Genomic DNA, 23,200 nt, shown 5'->3' with positions numbered 1-23,200 from the left:
GCCCGCTCAGGCGCGCAGGGCTTCGTCTTCTTCCAGACCGTCGCCCAGGAAGCCGCCGCTCTGGTGCGCCCACAGCCGCGCGTACAGGCCGCCCTGGGCCATCAGCGTGCGGTGGTCGCCTTCCTCGACCACGCGGCCTTCGTCGAGCACGATGAGCCGGTCCATCGCGGCGATGGTCGAGAGCCGGTGCGCGATGGCAATCACGGTCTTGCCTTCCATCAGCGTGTACAGGCTCTGCTGAATGGCGGCCTCGACCTCGGAGTCGAGCGCGCTCGTGGCTTCATCGAGCAGCAGGATCGGCGCGTCCTTCAGCATCACGCGCGCGATGGCCACGCGCTGGCGCTGGCCGCCCGAGAGCTTCACGCCGCGCTCGCCCACATGTGCCTCGTAGCCGCGCCGGCCGCCCGCATCGCCCAGCGTCTGGATGAAATCGTGCGCCTCGGCGCGCTTCGCAGCCGCTTCGATCTGCGCCAGCGTGGCGTCGGGCCGGCCATAGGCGATGTTGTCGGCCACCGAGCGGTGCATCAGCGAGGTGTCCTGCGTCACCATGCCGATGTGCATGCGCAGCGAATCCTGCGTGACCTTCGAGATGTCCTGCCCGTCGATGAGGATGCGTCCGCTTTCCAGGTCGTGGAAGCGCAGCAGCAGGTTCACCAGCGTCGACTTGCCCGCGCCCGACCGGCCCACGAGGCCGATCTTCTCGCCGGGCCTCACCACGAGGTTCAGGTCGTCGATCACGCGGCGGCCCGCGTCGCCGTAACGGAAGCTCGTCTGCTCGAAGCGCACCTCGCCGTGCGGCACGTCGAGCACCGTGGCGTCGGGCGCGTCCAGCACCGTGCGCGGGCGCGACAGCGTCTTCATGCCGTCCTGCACCGTGCCGATGTTCTCGAACAGGCTGGTCATCTCCCACATGATCCAGTGCGACATGCCCTGCAGCCGCAGCGCCATCGCCGTGGCGGCGGCCACCGCGCCCACGCCCACCGTGCCGTGCGACCACAGCCACAGCGCCATGCCCGCCATGCCGGCCGTGAGGCCCATGCTCAGCGTGTGGTTGACGATCTCGAAGGCGCTCACCAGCCGCATCTGGCCATAGCCCGTCTTCATGAACTCGCGCATCGCGTCGCGCGCAAAGCCGGCCTCGCGCTGCGTGTGCGAGAACAGCTTGACGGTCGCGATGTTGGTGTAGGCGTCGGTCACGCGCCCGGTCATGAGCGCACGCGCATCGGCCTGCGCCTTGCCGACCTGGCCCAGGCGCGGCACGAAGTAGACGAGGGCGCAGATGTACAGCACCAGCCAGATCACAAACGGCCACACCAGCTGCGCGTCGAGCACGCCCACCAGGATGATCATCGTGGCCACGTACACCCCCATGGCCACGAGCACGTCGGCCAGCACGAACACGGTTTCGCGCACGGCGAGGGCAGTCTGCATCACCTTGGCCGTGATGCGGCCCGCGAACTCGTCCTGGTAGAAGGCCATGCTCTGGCCCAGCATCAGGCGGTGGAAGTTCCAGCGCAGGCGCATCGGCAGGTTCACCGCGAGCGTCTGGTGCTTCACGATGGTCTGCAGCGCCACCACGCCGATGCTGATCACCAGGAACGCGGCGAGCCACATGAGCGTGTCGCCGCGCTCGGCCCACAGCGTCGATGGTGCCTGCGGGCCCAGCCAGTCGACGATGCGCCCGAGGATCGCGAACAGCGCGGCCTCGAAGATCGACATCACCGCGGTGAGCATCGCCATCGCGGCGATCTTGCCGCGCACGCCATGCGTGCAGGCCCACAGGAAGGCAAAGAAGCCCTGGGGCGGCAATGCGGGTTCGGCGGCGGGGTACGGGGGAAGGAGTTTTTCGAAAAAGCGGAACAAGGAAGCGGTCTCCAGGAGAGCCTTCGAATGTAGCCCTGCCTGCATGACCTTGCCCCGAAAAGGTGCGTTCGCGGCCGCGGCCTTCAGTCACCCTTCAGCCGCGCCGCGGCTTGGTGTCGTCGACGCGTGCTGTACTTGTTTCCATGCCTCCGAGTCGCTCGCTCAGGAAGTCGATGAAAGTTCGCAACTTGGGCGACATGTACTGCCGGCTCGTGTACACGGCGAACAGCGTGACCGGCGTCGCTTCGAACGCAGGCAGCAGCTGCACCAGCCGGCCCTGCGCCAGGTCGTCGTCGATCAGCCACGCGGGCAGGTACGCGATGCCCATGTCGGCGCGTACCGCGTGCAGCGTGAGCGTGGTGTCGTCGGAGCGCATCGCGGGCGTGAGCCGCAGCGCAAACATGCGCCCGCCCGGCCCCTTGAGCGCGAGGTTGTCCAGGTTCACGTAGCTGGGCACGATCGCGCCGAGCTTCGCGAGGTCCGCTGGCAGCGCCGGTGGGCCGCCATGGCGTTTCAGGCAGGCCGGCGTGCCGACGAGGTGAAAGGGCACGCGGCACAGCGGCCGTGCGATGAGCGCAGGCGAGGGCTCCTGCGTGGCGCGCAGGGCCAGGTCGTAACCGTCGGCCGCGAGATCGACCTTGCGGTTCTCCAGGTGCATGTCGACCAGCACCTCGGGAAAGGTCTCGCGGTAATCGGCGAGCACGCGCGCGAAACGCGGCGTGGCGCACCACACCGGCGCGCTCACCTTGAGTTGGCCGCGCGGCGCGTCGCTGGTCTGGCCGATGGCGGCTTCGGCCGCATCGAGCAGGTCGAGCGCGCGGCGGCTCTGCTCGTACCACGCGGTGCCGGCTTCTGTGAGGCTCAGGTGGCGGCTCGAGCGGTGCAGCAGGCGAGCGCCCAGCGATTTCTCGAGCTGCGCGACGTGCTTGCTGGCCATCGGCGCCGACAGGCCCAGCCGCTCGGCCGCGGCCACGAAACTTCCGGCCTCGACGACCTCGCGGAACACGCGCAGGCTGGTCATGCGGTCCATCGATGATTTCCTGTGGAGAAATGATTCGATGCATCGTAGCCTGTCGATTTCCTGAAAGGAAATGTCTACAGTCGATCCAGCGCTTTCAAGGAGCATCGACTTGACCCACGACAACACCACACTTTCGCGCCTGCCCACGTACTTCATCTCGCACGGCGGCGGTCCCTGGCCCTGGATGAAGAAGGAGATGGGCGCCACCTACGACCAGCTCGCCGCCTCGCTGGCCGACATGCCGCACCAGATCGGCCGCACGCCGTCCGCGATCCTCATGGTCTCGGCGCACTGGGAGTCGCCCGTGTTCACGGTGCAGGGCAACCCGCGTCCGCCCATGATCTACGACTACGGGGGCTTTCCGGCCCACACCTACGAGGTGCGCTACGCGTCGCCCGGCTCGCCCGAACTCGCACAGCGCGTGCAGTCGCTGATCGCCGCCGCCGGCCTGCCGGCGCAGATCGACCCCGAGCGCGGCTACGACCACGGCATGTTCTCGCCGATGGCCGCGATGTACCCGAACGCCGACGTGCCGGTGGTCCAGCTGTCGCTGCGGCGCGGGCTCGATCCGGCCGAGCACATTGCGCTGGGTCGCGCCATCGCGCCGCTGCGCGACGAGAACGTGCTCATCGTCGGCAGCGGCCTGAGCTATCACAACCTGCGCAACTTCGGCCCGCAGGCGCACGGCGTGTCGAAGGCCTTCGGCGACTGGCTCGACGAGACGGCTGTGCAGGCTACGCCGCAGGAGCGCGTGCAGCGCCTGCAGGACTGGGCCTCGGCCCCCTCGGCGCGCGTGGCGCATCCGCGTGAGGAGCACCTGATTCCGCTGATGGTCGCGGTCGGTGCGGCCGAAGGCGAGGCCGGCGAGCGCGTCTACCACGAGGACGCCTTCATGGGCGGACTCGTGGTGTCGAGCTATCGGTTCGGCGCGGCCTGAAGGCACGCGGGCCGCGCGGCAGAATGAAGCCATGCCCACGCCCGCTCTTCCTACCCCCGACGAATCCGCCGAAGCGCGGCGCCTGATCGCCCGCATCGAAGCCCTGTCCACCTCGCACGACCCGGTGCACGACGGCGTGCGCGTGCGCTGGCGCCGCTTCGGCACCGACACGACGAAGCCGCCCATCGTGCTGCTGCATGGCGGCCACGGCAGCTGGATGCACTGGCTGCGCAATGCCGAGGCCTTGTCGGCCGAGCGCACGCTGCTGTTGCCCGACATGCCGGGCTTTCACGATTCAGATGCGCTGCCGCGCGTGGCGCCCGGCGAAGACGCGCTGGTGCCGCTCTTGGCAGCACTCGGCGGCACGCTCGATGCGCTCATCGGCGCTGGCACGCCCATCGACCTGGGCGGCTTCTCGTTCGGCGGGCTCACCGCCGCGCGCTTCGCGGTGCGGCGCGGCGCCATCCGCCGCCTCGCGCTGATGGGCAGCGGCGGCCACGGCACCTTGCGCCGCATGACGGTCGAGATGATCAACTGGCGCGCCGCCCCCGACCGCGAGACCGAGCGCGCCGCGCTCATGCACAACCTGGGCGCGCTGATGCTGCACGAGGCGGCCGCCATCGATCCGCTGGCCTTCGAGATCCACGACCTCTCGTGCCACGGCACCCGCTTTCGCAGCAAGGAGGTGTCGCTTTCGGGTGGGCTTCAGACCGCGATCGACACGCTGGCCGTGCCGACGCTGCTGCTGTGGGGCGAGTTCGACGTCACCGCCGATCCGCGTCCGCTGGTGGCGCAACTGGCCAGCGAGGGCCCGGGTCGCGAAGGCGTGGTGATCGACGGCGCGGGGCACTGGGTGCAGTACGAACGCGCCGCCGAGGTCAACGCGCAACTGCGGCGGTTCCTGGGCTGAGGCCGATTGGTCGTTCGGCCAGCGGTGGCCTCAGCGCAGGTAGCGCCCGTCGGCCTTGAGCATCGACAGCTCGGAGAAGGTCAGCCCGCGGTGCTCGCCGGGCCGGTAGGACACCGCGATGCCGCCGATGTCGAGCGTCTTGAACGACTCCAGGCCCTTCTGCAGCGACTCGGACGTGGGGTTCGCGCCCGCGCGCCTCAGGCCCTCGACCATGACCTTGGCTGCGACATAGCCCTCCAGGCTTGCGTAGCCGAATTCGTTCACGCCGATCTTCTTCATCGCCGCCTGGTACTCGGCGATGACGGGCATCGCGCTGTTCCACGGGTAGGGCACGACCTGCGAGATGACGACGCCGGCCGCGTCCTTCTTGATGTCCTGGAAGAGCTTCTGTCCGTTGAGGAAAGAGAACGAATAGAAGGCCGTCTCGCCGCCCGCCGCGCGGTAGGCCGTGATGAACTTGGCCGCCACATCGTTGGTGGCCGACAGCACCACCGCCTTGGGCTTGAGCTTGGCCAGTTCGGCCGCGCGCTCGGCGGCGTCGGAGCCGTCGTTCTTGATCGCGACACTGCCGACCATCTTGTCGCCGCGTTCGGCAATGAACTTCTGCGTGCTTTCCATCGCCGAGCGCGCGCCCGGGTTGTCGTTGTGCGCGAAAGCGATGCGCGAGAGGCCGATGGTGAACAGGTGGTTCACGATCCGGCTGTATTCCTCGTCGAAGCTGATACGCACCGGAAAGCCGAACTCGCTGAACTTCACCACCGGGCCCGCGCCCGTGTACGCGCCGACGACCGGAATCTTCAATTCGTTGGCCGCCTTGATCGCGCCAACCGCCGACGAAGTGCCGATGGGCATCAGCACGCCGATGGCGCCGTCCTTCGCGAAGGTCTTGACGTTCTCGGCGCCCTTGGCGGGGTCGTAGGCGTCGTCGAGCTGGCGCAGTTCGACCGGCCGACCGTTGATGCCGCCGCTGGCATTCAGCGCGGTGAACATGGCGCGGATGCCGACGAGCGGCTCGGTCGACAGCGACGCGAGCGGGCCGGTCTGCACGTAGGTCTGGCCGATCAGCAGCGGCTTGGCGGTCTGCGCCTGGGCGGCGGGGGCCACGGTGAAGACGAGGGCGGCGAGGGCTGAGGCCAGCAATTGAATCTTTTTGTGGATCATGGTCACAAATTGTTAACAAACCAATCTTAAGGCGCTAGCCTTCGCAGGTAAATCGATCTCTGGTTGCGACCCAGGAAATACTGTATAAAAATACAGTTAACAGTTGCAATCATGGGCCTTCCTTTCCTCGACTCCTTTTCCACCGCCGCTGGCCGCGGCGTCTGGCATGCCGACGAACTCGGCCTGGCCGACGCGCAGGTTGTCGCCACCGGCCACGCCGCGCTCGACGCCGAGTTGCCCGGTGGCGGCTGGCCCGTCGGTGCCATGACGGAACTGCTGCAAGGCGCGCCCGAGGCGCATGTCTGGCGGCTGTTGCTGCCCGCGCTGACGCAGGCGGTGCAGGCGCGCGGCGGGCCGGTGGTGCTGATCGGCGCCCCTTATGAACCCTGCGGCGCTGCGCTCGCGGCGCAGGGCCTGCCGGTGGAAGCGCTGATGTGGGTCAAGAGCGACGCGCCTGCCGCGCGGCTCTGGGCCTGCGAGCAGGCGCTGCGCTGCGCCGAGGTCGCGGCCGTTGTCGCCTGGTTGCCCCAAGCCCGCGTGGGCGAGCTGCGGCGGCTGCAGCTCGCGGCCGCGCAGCACGAGGTGCTGCTCTTCGTGTGCCGGCCCGAAGCGGCAGCGCAGGGCGCGTCGCCTGCACGGCTTCGCCTGCAGGCCGAAACCTGCGAGACCGATGCGTCGCAGATCGAATTGCGCATCCTCAAGCGCCGCGGTCCGCCTTTGGCCGCGCCGGTGATGCTGCCAGCGCGCAACCAGCGCATGACCGCGCTGCTTGCCGCCGCCCGGCTGCGCCGCAGGCTGCGCTTGCAGCAGCAGGGCATGGCGCCGGTCGGCGACACGGCAACTTCCGCGACCGTGGTGCGCATCGACGCGTGGAAAGGAGGCCCCCATGCACTGGATCGCATTGCGGTGGTCGCTTGAAACCGACGCGCCCGACGCCCCGCAACTGCCCACGCCCGAAGCCCTCGGCTGGTGGGCCCTGGAATACACGCCGCACGTCACCTGGCAGGACGAGGCGCTCATGCTCGAAGTTTCGGCCTGCGAACGCCTGTGGGGCGGGCGGCTGCAGCTGATGCGGCAGCTGGTCGCCGCGAACCCCGCGCCCGACGTGCGCATGCTCGGGGCGCAAGGCGCCACGAGCCTGATCGCGCTCGCGCGGCTGCGGCTGTTCGAGCGCAACGAGGACCGCCCCAAGGACATGCCGGCCGGCCTGCCGCTGGACACCTTGACCGCCGCCCACCCGCACCTCGACCTGCTCGCGCGCCTGGGCTGCCGCACCTGGGGCGATGTGGCCGCTTTGCCGCGCGGCGGCCTCACGCGGCGCTTCGGCACTGAACTTCGTGCGGCGCTCGACACCGCCTGGGGCCTGCGTCCCGAGGGCCACGACTGGCTCACGCTGCCCGATGTGTTCGAGCAGAAGCTCGAACTGCCCGCACTGGCCGAGACCGCACCCGAACTCATGTGGTCGGCCAACCGTTTGCTCTCGGCGCTGCAGATCTGGCTGCGCGCCCGCCAGCGCGGCGCGCGTGCGCTCGAGCTGCAGTGGACGCTCGACCTCAAGCGCTTCAACGGGGTGAACCTGCCGCCGCACCAGCAGCTCGCCGTGCGCACGGCCGAGCCCACGCAGGACCTCGCGCACCTGCGCCGCCTGCTGTCCGAAAAACTCGCCCTCACCACGCTCGCCGCGCCTGCGAGCTGGCTGAAACTGCGCACGCTCGAAACCGATCCGTGGGCCGGCGCCAGCACCAGCTTCCTGCCGGAAGACAACCGCAAGGGCGACAAGCTGCACGAGATGGTCGAACGGCTCAGCGTGCGGCTCGGCGCCGACCAGGTGGTGGTGCCGCTCGCGCAGGCCGACCACCGGCCCGAGCGCCAGCAGCGGTGGCGGCCCGCGCTGCAAAAAGAGAAAACGCCTGCGCCCGACAAGGCCCGCAAGGACGCCGCCTCGCAGCCCGATGCGATCTACCCGCCCTGGCTGCTGCCCGAGCCCTTGCGGCTCGAGATGGATGGCGAGCGCCCGTGCTACTGCGGGCCGCTGCGCAAGCTGGTCGGGCCGCAGCGCGTCGAGGCCGGCTGGTGGGGTGGCGAAGAAGACGGCGGCCAGCCCGCGATGCGCGACTACTACGTGGCCGAAAGCCCCGAGGCCGGCCTGGTGTGGATCTTTCGCGAGCGGCCCGCCACGCGCTTTTCGTCGGGCGAGGTGCGCTGGTACCTGCAAGGCTTCTATGCCTGACCTGAGCGGAAAGGAAGAGCGCAAGCGCCAGCCCGCCAAGGTGCATGTGCTGCCGCAGCGGCTGCGCCCGGCGCCGGGCCTGCCCGGCTATGCCGAGCTGCACTGCCTCACGAACTTCAGCTTCCAGCGCGGCGCCTCGACGCCCGAGGAGGTGGTCGAGCGCGCCTACCACCTCGGCTACGCGGCGCTGGCCATCACCGACGAATGCTCGGTGGCCGGCATCGTGCGCGCGCATGTCGCGTTGCGCGACCTGCCCGCCAAGCTGGACACCTACGAGCGCGAACACCCGGACGAACCGCCGATCCCGCGCCACCCCGAATTCCGCCTGCTGTTCGGCAGCGAGTTCCGCTTCGAGCGCTTCAAGCTCGTGGTGATCGCGAACGACACCGAGGGCTGGGGCAACCTCTGCGAGTTCATCACCGCCGCGCGCAATACCGAATTGCCCAAGGGCGAGTACCGCGTCGATTGGGACACGAGCGACGTCGCCTCGCTGCAGCGCTGCCAGGTGCTGTTCGTGCCGCACCGGCCGCCGGGCGGCATGCCGGATGCGGCCACCGTGCAGGACGACCTGGCAGCGGCCAAAGCGCTGTACGGCGACAACCTCTGGCTGGCCGTGGAGCTGTTCAACGAACTCGACGACGACCTCTGGCTCGTCACGCTGATGCAGGCGGGCGAGCAGGCCGGCGTGCCGCTGGTCGCGGCGGGCGACGTGCACATGCACGCGCGCGGCCGCAAACCGCTGCACGACGTGCTCACGGCGGTGCGCGAAGGCCGCACGGTGGCCGAGTGCGGCTTCGCGCTGCAGTCGAACGCCGAGCGGCACCTGCGCCAGCGGGTGCGGCTGGCCGAGCTGTACCTGCCCGCGATGCTGGCGAACACGCTGGAGGTGGCGCAGCGGTGCCGCTTCGATCCCGAGGTGATCCGCGAGACCTACAAGTACCCGCTGGAGACCGTGGGCAGCAGCGAGACGGCGGCGCAGACGCTGGTGCGCAAGACGTGGGAGGGGGCACTCAAGCAATACCCGCTCGAAAGATATGCCTCGGGCATTCCCGAGGCTGTCTGCCGCCAAGTGCAAAAAGAGTTGAACCTCATCCTTGAGCTCGAATACGAGATGTTCTTTCTCACGGTGGAAGACATCGTGCGATTTGCCAAGTCGAAGAACATCCTCTGCCAGGGCCGCGGCTCCTCGGCCAACTCGGCGGTCTGCTACTGCCTCGGCATCACCGCGATCAATCCCGAAAAAGGCCACCTGCTGTTCGAGCGCTTCCTGAGCCGCCATCGCAAGGAACCACCCGACATCGACGTCGACTTCGAGCATCAGCGCCGCGAAGAGGTCATCCAGTACATCTACGAGAAATACGGCCGCGAGCGCGCCGCCATCGCCGCCGTCGTCATCTGCTACCGCTCGCGCAGCGCCCTGCGAGACGTCGGCAAGGCCATCGGCATCGACGAGCGGCTGGTCGACGAGTTCGCCAAGGACCACTACTGGTTCGACGACACCGTGCTCGGCGAACAGCTCGACAAGGCCGCCGCGCGCGTCGGCGTGAAGGAAGACCGGCTCAAGCTGATGCAGTGGATCGAGCACACGCAAAAGCTCAAGGGCTTTCCGCGCCACCTGAGCCAGCACGTCGGCGGCTTCGTGCTCACGCACACCAGGCTCACGCGGCTGGTGCCGGTCGAGAAGGCGTCGATGAAAGACCGCTCCGTCATCCAGTGGGAAAAGGACGACCTCGAGGCCATGGGCATGCTCAAGGTCGACGTGCTCGCGCTGGGCATGCTCAGTGCCATCCGCCGCGGGCTCGACCACATGAACCGCTGGCGGGGCTCGATGGTGGAGATGCACCACATCCCCAACAATGACCCGAAGGTGTTCGACATGATCTGCGACGCCGACACCATCGGCGTGTTCCAGATCGAGAGCCGCGCGCAGATGTCGATGCTGCCGCGCCTGAAGCCGCGCACCTACGAAGACCTGGTGATCGAGGTCGCGATCGTGCGGCCCGGGCCCATCCAGGGTGGCATGGTGCATCCGTACTTGAAGCAGCGCGAGCGGGTGGCCAAGGGCTTGGCGATCACCTATGAAAAGGAAGCACTCCGTCCGGCCTTGGAGCGCACGCTGGGCATCCCGATCTTCCAGGAGCAGGTGATGCAGATCGCGATGATCGCGGCTGGATTCAGCGCCGACGAAGCCGACCAGCTGCGCCGGGCCATGGCCGCCTGGAAGCGCAAGGGCGGCCTGGGCAAGTTCCACGACAAGCTGGTCAAGGGCATGACCGCCAACGACTACAAGGAAGCCTTCGCCGAAGCCATCTTCAAGCAGATCCTCGGCTTCGGCGACTACGGCTTCCCCGAAAGCCACGCCGCCAGCTTCGCGCTGCTGGTCACCATCAGCAGCTGGCTCAAGAACTACGAACCCGCCTGCTTCCTCGCCGCATTGCTCGACTCCCAACCCATGGGCTTCTACAGCCCCTCGCAGCTCGTGCAGGACGCGCGCCGCCACGGCGTCGAGGTGCGCCCGGTCGATGTCACGCACAGCGATTTCGACACCACGCTCGAACCCCGCGCCCCCGATGCGCCGCGCATGCCGCCAGGCACCGACGCGCGCTACGCGAAGCGCCTGGGCCACGAGAACCAGCCCGCGGTGCGGCTCGGGCTGAACCGCATTTCAGGCCTTTCCAAGGAAGGCGTCGAACGCCTGCTGAAAGCGCGTGAACAGGCTCTTTTCACCAGCACCGAAGACCTCGCCCTGCGCGCCGAACTCGACGGCAAGGACATGGCTGCGCTCGCCGCGGCCGATGCGCTGATGTCGCTCTCGGGCCATCGGCGCCAGCAGGTGTGGGACGCCACGGCGCAGCGTCGCGCACCGGCCCTGCTCAAGGGCGTGCCGATCCACGAACAGGCGCTGCTCCTGCCGGCCGCGCCCGAGGGCGAGGAAATCGTCGGCGACTACGCGGCGCTGGGCCTTACGCTGCGCCGCCATCCGCTCGCGCTGCTGCGCCCGCGCCTGGCGCGCATGAAGCTCATGAGTGCGGAGGAACTGCGTGCGCAGCCCACCGGCCGCACCGTGCGCGCCTGCGGCATCGTCAAGGGCCGGCAGCGACCCGGCACCGCCAACGGCACCATCTTCGTCACGCTGGAGGACGAAACCGGCAACGTCAACGTGATCGTCTGGAACCATGTCATCGAGGCCTGGCGCGAGCCGCTGCTCAAGTCGCACCTGCTCGCGGTGCAGGGCACCTGGCAGCGCGACGACGACAGCGGCGGCAAGGTGCAGCACCTGGTCGCCACCGGCTTCAAGGACCTGACACCGCTCATGGGCCGTTTGGCGCAGAGCAACACCAGCCGCGATTTCCACTGACGCCGCCCGATCCCGCGAATGCAACCGATCGTTCCATGCCTCGCGTCCGCTCTCGCTTTTCGCTAACCTGTTCCTCCCATGTCCGCACTCGCCGCAACCGCTTTTGCCGATGAGGTCGTCGCCTCGCCGATCGGCCCGCCGCCGCCCGCGCCCGATGTGCCCGTGCCCATGCCGCCACCCCCGCCGCCCGGGTTACCGCCCGAGGGCGATCCGCCGCCGGCGCTGCCGCCGGTGACCGACCCCGGCTTTCCGCCACCGGTGGTGGAGCCGCCACCGCCGATGCAGACGGCCGTGCCCACCGTGCCCTTTGGCAAGTTGCATGCGCGGCGCCTGCGCGAGATCTACCGCTCGGCCGGCTGGCCGTGCTGCGACGGCATCGAGGTCGAGCTGCTGGCCGGCGGCTTTCTCGAACGCGTGCGCACATCGCATGGCCACGAGACCCTGCGCGTGACCGACGCCGGCATTGCGCGCATTGCGACCACGCTCACCATCAACCGCGCGGCGCTGACGCCGCACGAGGCGCTGGTGGAGCGTGTGGCACGCGAGATGACGCGCGGCGGCCGCATCGCCTGGCGCGGCCTGGGCCTGCGCGCCCGCCTGCCGCCGCTCGAAGAGGGCGGCAAGCCGCGCTGGTGCATGGCGCGGCCCGACGTGTTTTCGATCCGCAACACCAGCGTCGAGGCCTACGCGCATCCCATCGTGCACGAGGTCAAGGTGAGCCGCGCCGACCTGCTGGGCGACCTGCGCAAGCCCGACAAGCGCGCGGCCTACCTCGACCTGGGCGGCGAGTGCTGGTATGTGCTGGGCAACGACGCCAAGGGCCGCTGCATCGCGTCACCCGACGAAATCCCGGCCGGGTGCGGCGTGATGGTGCTCCAGGGCGAACGCCTCGTGGTGGCGCGCGCCGCGGTGCACCGCGCCTTCGAGCGCATTCCTTTTTCGGTGTGGCTGGCGCTGGCCAAGGCGCAGCCCGTGGCCGGCTTCGAGGACGACGCGCAAGACCTGCTGATCTGACGACGCCGTCCGCGCCCGTCAGGTGATGGCGTCGTAGTCGCGGTGCGCGACAGCGACCACGTTGCCCGGCTCGAACTGGCTCGCCATCTGGCGCAGTCCTTCCTCGCGGTCGTTGCGGCTGGCCTGTGGATCGAACATCTGGTCGCAGAACTCGAGCAGGTCGCGCGCGATGCGCTCGTGGCGGTAGTAGGCGAGGGCGAGCGCATCGACCGTTTCCGTCGTTCCGTAGCCCTGGAAGAAGAGCGCTTCTTCGCGCGGCTGGTTCCACACGCCGCCGACACCACCGCCGATGAACATCAGGTCGCGCTCCTTCGGCGCGAGGATCAGCGTGTCCCAGTCGACGATGCACAGGTGGTCGTCGTCGCCGAGCAGCACGTTGCCCGCGTGCAGGTCCGAATGGCACAGCACCTGCGGCAGCGACCTCTCGAGCAGGATCGAGGCGAGCTGTTCGCTGCGGTAGACGATCGAATCGATCTCTTCGTCGTGCGCGCCCCAGAAGGCGAGGAAGCGCGCCACGAGATCGTCGCCCGCCACGCCGTTGATGAAGCGGCGCTGGTAGCGGCGCACGCCTTCGCGCCAGTGGTGCGAATAGCTTTCGCGCGGCAGGTTGGCGAGCAGCGGTTCGGGCAGCGTGGCGTGGTGGATGGCGTCGAGCGCCGTGCCGAGTGCGCTCCATTGCCCATCGGTCGGCGCGCGCGCGAAGCCGTCGGCGCCGTCGAAGAAGGGGTAGAGCGCCCAGTCGAAGCCATGGTCTTGCACGCTGAGTTGCTGCGTGCGCGTGGGCAGCGGCGCCATCACGGCGTCGATGCCCTGCGCGTGATGCAGGAAGGCCGGCACAGCGACCACGGCTGCATTGAAACTGCCGCGGCGCAGTTTCAGGAAATACGCGCGACCGTCCGGCGCCTCGATGCGGAACGCGGCCGAATCGACGTCGGCGCCCAGCGGCAGGAACTCGGCGCGGGCGGCTTCAAGACGCCACTGGCTGGCGAGGCAGGCGGCGATGGCATCGTTCGGCAGGGCGGGCGGCGTCAGCATGCGGGGTAGGCGTCCAGGAGTTCGTGGCGAAAGGGATGCGTGAAGTGCGAGCGGACCAGCCGGAACTCGCGCGCCGTCCAGTGGATGGGCGGCAGATGTCCAGGGCATGCGGCGTGCTCGCTTTTTCGCGCAATTGTGACGTGGGGCGTCCAGCCGCGGGCGCAGGAAATGAAGCCGGCTTGCCGCAGCGCGCAGGTCAGTGCGCTGTGGAATTCGCGCAGTCCATCGTGTGCGGCGGGCTGGACCACCGAGATGTCGTTGGGCCAGGTGCCGGAGCTGTCGAGCGTGAGCGCCAGCGGTGGCATGGGCACGCGGGCCAGCGTGTCGCGCAGGTGTTGCTCGGCCTCGCCCTGGTGGTCGGGCAGGTAAAAGAGCGTGAGGTGCAACCCCTTCGCAGACGACAGGGTGCAGCCGCGCGGCCACCACCAATCGTCGCGATGCGCCAGGATTTCCGCGCGCACGTTCGCCGTGGGAAAGAGGCCGATGAGCAACTGCCGACGGACCGCCATGGCATCACCTTCAGGCCTCGGGCGGCCACCAGTGCGCGGCCGTTGTCTGGAGCACGCGGGCGGCCTGGGCGCGGATGTCCAGCGCGTCGGCCGCGCCCTTGTCGCGCGTGACCTTGAAAGGCCAGGTCGACAGCCGACCGGTCGTGGTGGTGGTCCGCGAACGCGACTGCAACGGGTGCTGCCGCGAGGAGAAAAAAAGCACCTGCGCGGAGGGCGCGGGCGGGTTGGCGGTGGTCATGGCGTCGCCTCGAATGTTGTTCTTGGAGACGGGCCATTCTAGAGAAAAGACTGTATTTATGTACAGTATATTTTGCAGTCTATTGACGATCGTTGCCCAGCAAGGCGTCGAGGTCGATGGCCGCCGCCATTGCCTTGTAGCCGGCGTCGCCCGGATGCAGGTGATCGCCTGAATCCATGGCGGCCTTCAGCCGCGCGGGCCGGGCCGGCTCGCGCAGCAGCGCATCGACATCGAGCACTGCATCGAAGGCGCCGCCTTCGCGAATCCAGCGGTTCACGGCCTGGCGCACGGTGTCTTTCCCGGGCGAGTGGTGGCCGGCCAGCGGCGTGCCTTCCAGCGCGCGTTCGTTGGGCGGAATCGTCGCGCCCACGATGCGCACGTTGTGGGCATGGGCCATCTCGATCAACTGGCGAAAGCCCTGGATCACTTCCTCGGCGCGCACCGCGGGTTCGTGTGGCGCAAAGGGACCGCCGGGCCAGCCGATGTCGTTGGTGCCGAGCAGCACGACCATCGCGCGAACGCCGGGCTGCGCGAACACGTCGCGGCCCGCACGTTCAAGCGCCGCGCGGCCCATGCCGTCCTTCAGCAAACGGCCGCCCGAAATGCCGGCGTTGAGCACACCCACGCCGCGCGGCGCGAGCCGTTCGGCCAGCGCGTCGGGCCAGCGCGTGTGGGCGCCGGGTGTGGAACCGTTGCCGTCGGTGATCGAGTCGCCCAGCGCGACGACGGTGACGGGCGCCTGCGGCGTCTCGACGATCAGACCGCTCACGTAGACGCGCGTGCGCCAGGGCGTGGCCGTGGCCGGCAGCCGTGCGGCGCCGCTCAGGTCGCCGTCGGCGATGTACAGCGTCTGCCGCGCGTCGAAATGAAAGCCCGCGGGCTGGCTGGGTTCCGGCAGGTAGAGCGACACGGCGACCTCGCTCAGCGCGGGCAGCGCCAGGTCGACCGGGTCGCTCACGAGGCGTGCGCCGGGCGGCACGGTCACGTCGCCGCGGCCGCCGAAACGCAGCACGCGGTCGGAGCCTTCGACGATCGCCGAGCCGCTTGCATGGCGGGCCGCGCGGGCGGCGCCGATGTGCAGCGGCGTGGTGCCGCCTTCGTTGCTGATCACCACGCGCAGCCGTGTGCCGCCAATGCTCAGGCGCGCCACCTGGCGCAGCGTCTGCCGCTCGAAGCGGGCGGGAATGCCCAGGGGCAGCACGAAACCTTCGTCCCACAGTGGCTGGGTGGCGGCCATCCAGCTGGGGCTCCAGTGCGCGGGCTCGGCCACGGAGGCGGTGGCTGCAGCGGCGAGGGAAAGGGCGAGCGCGCCCTGGCGCAGGAGGGCGGTGAGTCGCGAAGCAGTCATGTGAATGTCCTCAGGTGAAAGAAGTGTCGATGGGCGAACTTTCTTCCATTCGAATCGTGAGGGGTAGAAGGCAGAATGGCATGCATCGCATTCCCAATTCGAATGAGCCCCCATGGACACCCTTCGCGCACTCTCCGCCTTCGTGCACAGCGTCGAGCTTGGCAGCCTCTCGGGCGCGGCCCGCGCGCTCGACACCACGCAGCCCACCGTGAGCAAGCTGGTCGCGGGGCTGGAGCGCTCGCTCGGCGTGCGGCTGCTGCGGCGCGCGGCCACGGGCCTGAGCCTCACGGAGGAGGGCCAGCGCTTTCACGAACGCGCGCGTCGCATGCTCGAGGACTACGGCGACGCCGTGGCCGACGCGCGTGCGCAGGTGCAGCAGCCGCGCGGCCTGCTGCGCCTGAGTGCGCCGGTCACGCTGGGGCAGCGGCACCTCAACGCGATGGCCGTCGAGTTCCTGCGGCTGTACCCCGACATCGAACTGGAGCTGGTGCTCGACGACCGCTTCGTCGATCCGCGCGAGGAGCGCATCGACGTCTCGCTGCGCGTCGGCGGCGCGCTGCCGCCCGACCTTGTCGCGCGCCACCTCGGCAGCTGGCCGCGCGTGCTCGTCGCCTCGCCGGACTACGTGGCCGCACGCGGCAAGCCGCGCACGCCGCAGGACCTGCTGGCGCACGACTACCTGCGCTACGCGGCGGGCGACGACGGCGTGCTGCTCGCGGGCGACGACGGCGCGGTGGCCGTGCCGGTGCGCAGCCGCTACCGCGTCAACAACGCCGTGGCGCTGCTCGACAGCGTGCTGGCGGGCGCGGGCATTTCATTGCAGCCCACGTGGATGGTGGCGGAGCTGCTTGCGGAAGGGAAATTGGTGCGCGTGCTAACGCGGCACACGGGGCCGGCGCAGGAGCTGCACCTGCTGTATGCGCCGCGCCGGCAGTTGCCGCTGCGCGTGCAGGTGCTGGTCGACTTCCTGGCGCAGCACGTGGCGGCGCTGCCGGGGGCGGCGAAAGCACCGCGGCGCTGAGCCTACGCCGCCTTGCGCGCCGGGCTCTTCGCACCTTTGGCGGTGGTTTTATGGGCGGTCTTGCGCGGGGTCTTGTGCGATGCGGCCGTCGTCTTCGCCGCCCGTTTCTTCGCTGCAGGCGGCGTGCGCTTGCCGCTGCGCAAGCTGCGCGCGAGCAGCTCGGTCAGGTCGATCACCTCGGCGCCGCCCTCCGGCGCCTCTTCTTCCGGCTGCACCACCGTCTGCGTGTCGCCCGCCTTGACCTTCTTCTCCACGATCTTCATCACGGCATCCTTGAACTCGTTCTTGAACTCGTCGGGGTTCCATTCGCCGGACATGTCTTCCACGAGCTGCTCGGCCATCTTCATCTCGGCGGCCGACAGCTTCGCGCCCTTGATGCCGGCGGCCGGCAGGTCGAGCCCGTCGGCGTCCTTGACCTCGTCGCCCCAGCGCAGCAGGTTGAGCACCAGCACCTTGCCGAACGGAATCAGCAGTGCCAGGTGCTGCTTGGTGGCAATGACGACCTTGGCCAGCCCGACCTTGCCGGTCTTCGCGAGCACCTCGCGCAGCAGCGCGTAGACCTTCTGGCCCTTGTTGATGGGTGCGAGGTAGTAAGGCCGCTCCAGGTACACGAACGGAATCTCGCCGACATCGAGAAAGCGCTGGATCTCGATGGTCTGCGTGGTGCGCGGATAGACGGCCTCGATCTCCTGGGGCGAGATCACGACGTACTTGCCGTCTTCGTATTCAAAGCCCTTCACGATCTGCTCGCGCGCGATCTCCTTGCCCGTGCGCTTGTTGATGCGCTTGTAGCCCACCGGGTCCATGCTGCGCTTGTCGAGCCAGTCGAAGTCGATGCCCTGTTCGCTGCTCGCGGTGTGCAGGCCCACGGGGATGTGGACCAGCCCGAAGGTGATGGCGCCTTTCCAGAGGGTTCTCGTGGCCATGGTGTGCTTCCTTCTTTCGGTGTCGTGGGTGGTCTATTTCTTGAAGCCGAGCCGCTTCATCGCCTCGCCCAGCGGCTGGCGCGTGCTCCAGTAGTCGGCCCAGGGGTCTTCGGACTGGAACGACAGGTGCTCGCGCGCGGTGGCGATGGTCCAGTGCGCGCCGCTCTTGAGGCCGGCGAGATCGTCCCAGCGCACCGGCATCGACACGCCCATGCCGGGCCGCGCGCGCGCCGAGTAGGCCGCCACCGTGGTCGCGCCCACGCCGTTGCGCAGGTAGTCGGCAAAGATCTTGCCGATGCGGTTCGACGGCCCGCTCTTGGCCACGAATTTCGACGGGATCACGTGCGCCATGTGCTGCACGATGGCGCGCGAGAAAGCCTTCACCGTGTCGTTGCCGTGGTGCATGCGCAGCGGCACCACGACGTGCAGACCCTTGCCGCCGCTGGTCTTGAGCCATGACACCAGGCCCAGCTCGGTGAGCAGCGTGCGCATCAGCAACGCGGCTTCCTGTACATGCGCCCACGGCGTGCCTTCGCCGGGGTCGAGGTCGAAGATCATGCGGTTGGGCCGGTCGAAGTGCGTCGAGGTTGCGTTGGACGTGTGGAACTCGATCACGTTGAACTGCGCGGCGTTGAGGAGGGCTTCTCGCGTGCCGACCTCGAGCATCGACGGATGGCCGGGCCACAGGGCCGGGTCGAGCTGCTTCACGCCGGCGATGTTGACCTTCTCGGCGTGCTTCTGGAAGAAGATCTCGCCGCCCACGCCTTGAGGCCCGCGCACCAGCGCGCAAGGACGGCCCTTCAGGTGCGGCAACATGTGGTCGGCCACCGATTCGTAGTAGCGCACGAGGTCGAGCTTGGTGCGGCCCGACGCCGCATCGATCACGCGGTCGCCGTGGCTCACCGTGACGCCGCCGACGGTGGACGCGGCTTTCCTGGAGGATGGCTTCATGGTCTTCGATGAAGGTGCGATGTCGCGGGGTTCTTCATGCACGATCTGCGACGCAGGCTTGTCGTCGCGCAGGGCTACGAACGACGCGTGGCGGATCTGCCCGTCGGGCGTCCACGCCGCAAAGCGCACCTCGGCCACGAGCTCCGGTTTCACCCAGTGCCGCGTGCCGCCCGGCCGGCGGCGCCCGGGCTTGGCCGCACCGCCGGTGAACGGTTCGCGGTCGGTGTCCAGCGTGGCGAGCCGGCGGCGGATGTCGCGCGCCTCGCGGTCGTTCCAGCCCGTGCCGACACCGCCGGCCGACACCAGGTCGCCGTTCTTTGCATGCACGCCCAGCATCAGGCTGCCGATGCGCGCGGGGCTGTCGGTGCGCAGCGTGTAGCCGCACACCACGAACTCCTGGCGCCGGATGCACTTGAGCTTGAGCCAGGTGTCGCTGCGGCGCGAGACATAGGGCGCATCGGCGCGCTTGGCGATCACGCCCTCGAGGTTCATCTGGCAGGCCGATTGCAGGATCGAGTCGACGTCCGCCTCGAAGTCGGCGCTGAAGCGCAGGCGGCGCGTGGCGCGCGTGTCCATCAGCTGCTTGAGCAGGCGCCGGCGTTCGGCGAGTGCCACCTGGCGCAGGTCATGGCCTGCGAAGAAGGGCACGTCGAACAGGAACATCACGATGGGGTCGGCGCGTTCGCGGTCGAGCGCGTTCTGCAGCGCGTTGAAGTCGGGCGTGCCATCCTTGTCGAGCACGACGATCTCGCCGTCGAGCCAGGCGTCGTCGATGCCCAGGCGTTCCAATTCGGCCACGAGCGGCGGCAGCTTGGCGCTCCAGTCGTGGCCGCCGCGCGTGAGCAGGCGCGCCTTGCCGTCTTCGATGCGCGCCATGACGCGGTAGCCGTCGAACTTGATCTCGAAGATCCAGTTGCCAGGCGCGCCTTCGGGCACGCCGGTGGCCAGCGTCGCGAGCTGCGGCGAGAGCTTGGCGGGCAGGCGCGCCTTCACTGCGCCCGAGACAGGCGCACCGGACGTCGCCTTTGCGCTGGCCCTGGTTTTCTTGCTGGTTTTCGCCGTGGTGCGCGCGGTGCGCCGGGCTGCGGGCGCACTGCCCACGCTGTCGGGCAGCGCCGACACCACGTCGTACGCCGCGTGCGAACGCGCGAAGTCGTCGCGCTTTTTGAACAACAGCCAGGGCTCCTGCCGCTCGCCACCCTTGGCGATCTTGATGAGTTCCCACAGCCCTTCGAGCTTCTCGCCGTGCAGCCGGAAGGCGAGCTTGCCTGCGGCCAGGCCCTTGCGCGGATCGCCGACAGGCTCCCACGTCCCGCGGTCCCACACGATGACCTCGCCCGCGCCGTAGTGGCCTTCAGGAATGGTGCCTTCGAAGCCGGCGTACGACAGCGGATGGTCTTCCACGTGCACGGCCATGCGCTTTTGGGCGGGGTCCAGGCTCGGCCCCTTGGGCACGGCCCACGACACCAGCACGCCGTCGAGTTCGAGCCGGAAGTCGTAGTGCAGCCGCCGCGCCGCGTGTTTCTGGATCACGAAGGTGGGCGCGTGAGGCTGTGCCTTGCCGCCCTCGGCGGGTTCGGTGGTGGCAGTGAAGTCGCGCTTCGCCTGGTAGGTCGCAAGGGGCGTGTCGGAACGGGCCATGCCCTCGGTTGTGCCCGCTTTCGCCGCACGCCGCATCGGGCAGGTGTCCGGTCTTCGTGTGGGTCAAGACCGCACGCGCAGGCCCGGGTCCGACACGCCGGGTGAGGCGTGCGGACAGGTATCGGACGGGTCCCACGCGCAGGCGCTGCGCCCTCCGACCGGCGTCCGTGGCGATCTGTCCACCATGGAGGCACTGCCGCCTTCGTCGAAGGAAGCAGCCCTGTGAGCCCCCGTGTGCATCGCACCAAGGAGACCCCATGACTTCGAAGCAGACCCCCGACCCGAAGCCGGCGAGCCCGGACGAGAACCCGCCGGAGAAGTTCCCGTTTCCCACGTCCGACAACCACGGCCGGCCGCCGGCGGAAGCCGTCAAGCCAACGGAGCAGCCGTCCAGCGAAGAGGCACTCGACAGCGGCGTGGAAGAATCGTTCCCGGCCAGCGACCCGGTGTCGGTCACTGTCACGAAGGTCAAGCTGCCCTCGGGCGATGGCGACAAGGACAAGGCGGAAAAAGACAAGTCGGGCACGCAGGGCGCCGCCTCGCCCCCAAAGCCCTGAGGCCCCGGTGGACCCGCGCGTGAACACCGTCATGGCCCTGGCGTCCGCCACCGATCCGGCCCCGCGCCGCGTCGTCACCTGGGACGTGCGCCGGCAGGACTTCTGCAGCGAACACGAGCACGCCACACGCGCCAACTTTGCGCAGAGGCTGGCGGCGCTTCACGGCTGGGACTTCGCGGGCGCCTACGACGCCGCCCAGCCCGGCTCGCAGCCGCTCTATTTCGTGCCGAGCGACACGCTCACCGATCCGCACCAGGCGAAGGCCCTGGGCATCACTGGCGTGGACGACCTCTTCGGCGGCGTGGTGCCGCATGCCTTCGTCGCCACCAAGGCGATCAGCCATCCGCTCATCGGCCCCGATGCCGTGCGGCCCGTGGGCTGGTCGGCGCGCATCGCGGTGGAGATCGCTGACGCCGTGCTGCCCGGCTTTTCGTGCTTCAGCATTGACGAGGCGCGCGGCGCGGGCAGGGCGCTGCTCGACATCGGCCGCGTGCGCCTGAAATCCGTCACTGCCACCGGCGGGCGCGGACAGCAGGTGGTCGATGACGTGCATGCGCTTGAACGCTGCCTGGATGCGATGGACGAGCGCGAGATCGCCACCCACGGCCTCGTGCTCGAAACCAACCTGGAGCAGCCGGACACCTACAGCGTCGGGCAACTCCTCGTTGCGCAGCGCATCGTCAGCTACTGCGGCAAGCAGCGCACCACGCGCGACAACGCCGGCGCCGAGGTCTACGGCGGCTCCGACCTGCTGCTGGTGCGCGGCGACCTCGATACGCTGCTGGCCGTGGTCGACCCGCCGCCGCCGCTGCGCCGAGCGATCGAGCAGGCGCGCTGCTACCACCGCGCCGTGATCGACTGCTACCCCGGTTTCTTCGCATCGCGCGTGAACTACGACGTGGCGCAAGGGCTCGACGGCCGCGGCGAGTGGCGCTCGGGCGTGCTGGAGCAGTCGTGGCGCGTGGGCGGCGCCACGGGCGCGGAGATCGCGGGGCTCGAGGCCTTCCACCAGGACCCGGCCTGCCAGCGCGTGCACGCGTCCTGCTTCGAGGTGTACGGCGCCGCCGACGTGCCGGCCGATGCCATCGTGGCCTACCGGGGCAACGACCCCGAGACCGGGCCCCTGTGCAAATACACCTTGCTGAAAACCGCGACCACAACCACCACCACTTCGCATGCCGACACGCCATAGTTCCATCGACATTCCCGTCAACGGCCATCACATCGAAGGCACGCTGTTCGCCGCGTCCACCATGGTGCCCGGCGTGCTGCTGGTGCACGGCTGGGATGGCAGCCAGGAGCAGTACCTCAAGCGCGCGCACGAAATCGCCGCGCTCGGCTGCGTCTGCCTGACCTTCGACCTGCGCGGCCACGCGCGCCACGCCGGGCTGCGCCAGCAGGTCACGCGCGAAGACAACCTGCGCGACGTGCTCGCCGCCTACGACGCGCTCGTGGGCCATCCCACCGTCGACCCCGAGGCCATCGCCATCGTCGGAAGCAGCTACGGCGGCTACCTGGCCGCACTCGTCAGCGCGATGCGGCCCGTGCGCTGGCTCGCGTTGCGCGCGCCGGCGCTGTACCGCGACGGCGAGTGGGACACGCCCAAGGGCCTGCTGAGCCGCTCCGACCTCGTGGCCTACCGCCGCACGCTTGTCGGGCCCGACGACAACCGCGCGCTCAAAGCCTGCGCCGCCTTCACCGGCGACGTGCTCATCGTTGAATCGGAAGACGACCAGACCGTGCCGCACCCCGTGGTCGAGAACTACCTCGCCGCCTTCAAGCGCGTGCGCTCGGTCACCTACCGAAAGCTCGCCGGCGCCGACCACGCGCTGTCGCGGCTGGAATCGCGCCAGGCGTACGGCGCGCTGCTCGTCTCATGGATCACCGAGATGACGCTCGGCGCCAAGGCGACCTCGACGCTCACCAAGCCGGTGTCGAGCAGCGCCGCCTGAGGTGTGCGAGCGGTGTAGGCCGGCTCCTTCCACAACACGGGTCCCCGTCCATCAGCTCACGTCGCGGCGTGCGCGCCGAATTCCTTGCGCTACGGTGAAGGAGACAAGGCGATGGACTTCGAAGGCATCTACTGCTTCGACACGGCCACGGTGAAATTTGCCGTGTACCCCGACGGTCCCGATGGCACACGCGTGCTGGCGCAGATTTCGCAAGACGTGCTGCACGACGCGCTGGGCGCGCAGGAAATCGGCGAGCAGGCGCTGCAGGCCTGCCAACGGCATTTCGATCTGATCGAGGCCGCGGCCGTGGCCCGTTTCCGGGCCGACCCGCGCGGGCCCATCGTGCTGGCCTGCGGCGATTTCGGGCCTGCGAATGCACCGCCACGCAGCAGCACCGGAAGCCAAAGTGCCTAGGCTGTCCACGCGGTGTTGTGAGAAAGTTCTAGCGCGCCAGCGTTCTTTAAATTGGTTACAAAAGCAACCTGTCTGGTCGGCTATTTCGGGGCCGCGACGTCCTAGACTGCGGCT

The 23,200-nt window shown here is 69.0% G+C and carries 20 protein-coding genes; 11 read left to right on the top strand and 9 right to left on the bottom strand.

The annotated features are described in order from the left end of the window. Positions 1-6 precede the first annotated feature (6 nt). Both ASD34_RS22580 and ASD34_RS22575 read right to left on the bottom strand, forming a co-directional pair. Positions 7-1,863, bottom strand: coding sequence for an ABC transporter ATP-binding protein (locus ASD34_RS22580; RefSeq protein ID WP_056582288.1), 1,857 nt, complete (start codon positions 1,861-1,863; stop codon positions 7-9). A gap of 94 nt (positions 1,864-1,957) precedes the next feature. Beyond that, positions 1,958-2,893, bottom strand: a complete 936-nt coding sequence (locus ASD34_RS22575; protein ID WP_056582286.1) for a LysR family transcriptional regulator — start codon at positions 2,891-2,893, stop codon at positions 1,958-1,960. Between the two features lie 100 nt (positions 2,894-2,993). Here ASD34_RS22575 and ASD34_RS22570 point away from each other — a divergent pair, with 100 nt between their 5' ends. Both ASD34_RS22570 and ASD34_RS22565 read left to right on the top strand, forming a co-directional pair. Next, entirely contained in the window at positions 2,994-3,821 is an 828-nt protein-coding gene (locus tag ASD34_RS22570; protein WP_056582283.1) for a DODA-type extradiol aromatic ring-opening family dioxygenase, read from the top strand. Between the two features lie 31 nt (positions 3,822-3,852). Continuing rightward, positions 3,853-4,731, top strand: coding sequence for an alpha/beta fold hydrolase (locus ASD34_RS22565; RefSeq protein WP_056582281.1), 879 nt, complete (start codon positions 3,853-3,855; stop codon positions 4,729-4,731). 30 nt (positions 4,732-4,761) lie between these two features. Here the strand turns inward: ASD34_RS22565 and ASD34_RS22560 are convergent, their stop codons facing one another. After that, positions 4,762-5,892, bottom strand: coding sequence for an ABC transporter substrate-binding protein (locus ASD34_RS22560; protein ID WP_056582278.1), 1,131 nt, complete (start codon positions 5,890-5,892; stop codon positions 4,762-4,764). A gap of 111 nt (positions 5,893-6,003) precedes the next feature. Between ASD34_RS22560 and imuA the strand changes: the two genes are divergently transcribed. From imuA to ASD34_RS22540, 4 genes are all read left to right on the top strand, one after another. After that, positions 6,004-6,810: a translesion DNA synthesis-associated protein ImuA gene (imuA, locus tag ASD34_RS22555; protein WP_056582276.1), complete on the top strand. Its 807-nt coding sequence runs from the start codon at positions 6,004-6,006 to the stop codon at positions 6,808-6,810. Next, on the top strand, positions 6,779-8,122 hold the full coding sequence (locus ASD34_RS22550; protein WP_056582274.1) for a Y-family DNA polymerase: 1,344 nt from the start codon (positions 6,779-6,781) through the stop codon (positions 8,120-8,122). The genes imuA and ASD34_RS22550 overlap by 32 nt, the downstream gene beginning before the upstream one ends. Beyond that, positions 8,115-11,480, top strand: a complete 3,366-nt coding sequence (locus tag ASD34_RS22545; RefSeq protein ID WP_056582272.1) for an error-prone DNA polymerase — start codon at positions 8,115-8,117, stop codon at positions 11,478-11,480. Before ASD34_RS22550 ends, ASD34_RS22545 begins: the two co-directional genes overlap by 8 nt. Positions 11,481-11,558: 78 nt before the next feature. Then, positions 11,559-12,494 carry a hypothetical protein gene (locus tag ASD34_RS22540; RefSeq protein ID WP_056582269.1) on the top strand — a complete coding sequence of 312 codons (936 nt, stop codon included), beginning with the start codon at positions 11,559-11,561 and terminating at the stop codon, positions 12,492-12,494. Between the two features lie 18 nt (positions 12,495-12,512). Here the strand turns inward: ASD34_RS22540 and ASD34_RS22535 are convergent, their stop codons facing one another. The 4 genes from ASD34_RS22535 to ASD34_RS22520 all read right to left on the bottom strand — a co-directional run bounded on the left by ASD34_RS22535 (position 12,513) and on the right by ASD34_RS22520 (position 15,624). Next, entirely contained in the window at positions 12,513-13,529 is a 1,017-nt protein-coding gene (locus tag ASD34_RS22535; protein WP_056582267.1) for a phosphotransferase enzyme family protein, read from the bottom strand. Next, a complete protein-coding gene (locus ASD34_RS22530) occupies positions 13,523-14,038 on the bottom strand; it encodes a 2'-5' RNA ligase family protein (protein WP_056582265.1) in 516 nt (171 codons plus the stop codon). Before ASD34_RS22530 ends, ASD34_RS22535 begins: the two co-directional genes overlap by 7 nt. A 10-nt stretch (positions 14,039-14,048) precedes the next feature. Then, positions 14,049-14,276 (bottom strand): hypothetical protein, encoded by a 228-nt coding sequence (locus ASD34_RS22525; RefSeq protein ID WP_056582258.1) that lies wholly within the window; start codon positions 14,274-14,276, stop codon positions 14,049-14,051. Positions 14,277-14,355: 79 nt separating this feature from the next. After that, positions 14,356-15,624, bottom strand: coding sequence for an SGNH/GDSL hydrolase family protein (locus ASD34_RS22520; RefSeq protein WP_056582257.1), 1,269 nt, complete (start codon positions 15,622-15,624; stop codon positions 14,356-14,358). A 112-nt stretch (positions 15,625-15,736) separates the two neighbouring features. On the opposite strand from ASD34_RS22520, the gene ASD34_RS22515 reads away from it, so the two are divergent. Further along, the gene (locus ASD34_RS22515) at positions 15,737-16,645 is read left to right on the top strand and encodes a LysR family transcriptional regulator (protein ID WP_056582255.1); all 909 of its coding nucleotides are present in this window, start codon (positions 15,737-15,739) and stop codon (positions 16,643-16,645) included. A gap of 2 nt (positions 16,646-16,647) precedes the next feature. Here ASD34_RS22515 and ASD34_RS22510 read toward each other — a convergent pair whose 3' ends face one another. After that, a complete protein-coding gene (locus ASD34_RS22510) occupies positions 16,648-17,571 on the bottom strand; it encodes a Ku protein (protein ID WP_056582254.1) in 924 nt (307 codons plus the stop codon). Between the two features lie 33 nt (positions 17,572-17,604). Next, entirely contained in the window at positions 17,605-20,163 is a 2,559-nt protein-coding gene (gene ligD / locus ASD34_RS22505) for a DNA ligase D (RefSeq protein ID WP_056582643.1), read from the bottom strand. 257 nt (positions 20,164-20,420) lie between these two features. On the opposite strand from ligD, the gene ASD34_RS22500 reads away from it, so the two are divergent. From ASD34_RS22500 to ASD34_RS22485, 4 genes are all read left to right on the top strand, one after another. Continuing rightward, entirely contained in the window at positions 20,421-20,720 is a 300-nt protein-coding gene (locus ASD34_RS22500) for a hypothetical protein (RefSeq protein ID WP_056582252.1), read from the top strand. Between the two features lie 19 nt (positions 20,721-20,739). Further along, the gene (locus tag ASD34_RS22495) at positions 20,740-21,912 is read left to right on the top strand and encodes a DUF3182 family protein (RefSeq protein ID WP_235510164.1); all 1,173 of its coding nucleotides are present in this window, start codon (positions 20,740-20,742) and stop codon (positions 21,910-21,912) included. Next, positions 21,896-22,672: an alpha/beta hydrolase family protein gene (locus tag ASD34_RS22490; RefSeq protein ID WP_056582250.1), complete on the top strand. Its 777-nt coding sequence runs from the start codon at positions 21,896-21,898 to the stop codon at positions 22,670-22,672. Before ASD34_RS22495 ends, ASD34_RS22490 begins: the two co-directional genes overlap by 17 nt. A gap of 111 nt (positions 22,673-22,783) precedes the next feature. Next, a complete protein-coding gene (locus ASD34_RS22485) occupies positions 22,784-23,086 on the top strand; it encodes a DUF1488 family protein (RefSeq protein ID WP_056582248.1) in 303 nt (100 codons plus the stop codon). The last annotated feature ends 114 nt before the right edge of the window (positions 23,087-23,200 follow it).

The sequence above is a fragment of the Variovorax sp. Root473 genome (genome assembly GCF_001426505.1).
Classification (GTDB): Bacteria; Pseudomonadota; Gammaproteobacteria; order Burkholderiales; family Burkholderiaceae_C; genus Variovorax.
Note: the sequence above shows the minus strand (reverse complement) of the source record. Positions and strands in the feature narration are given on the sequence as shown.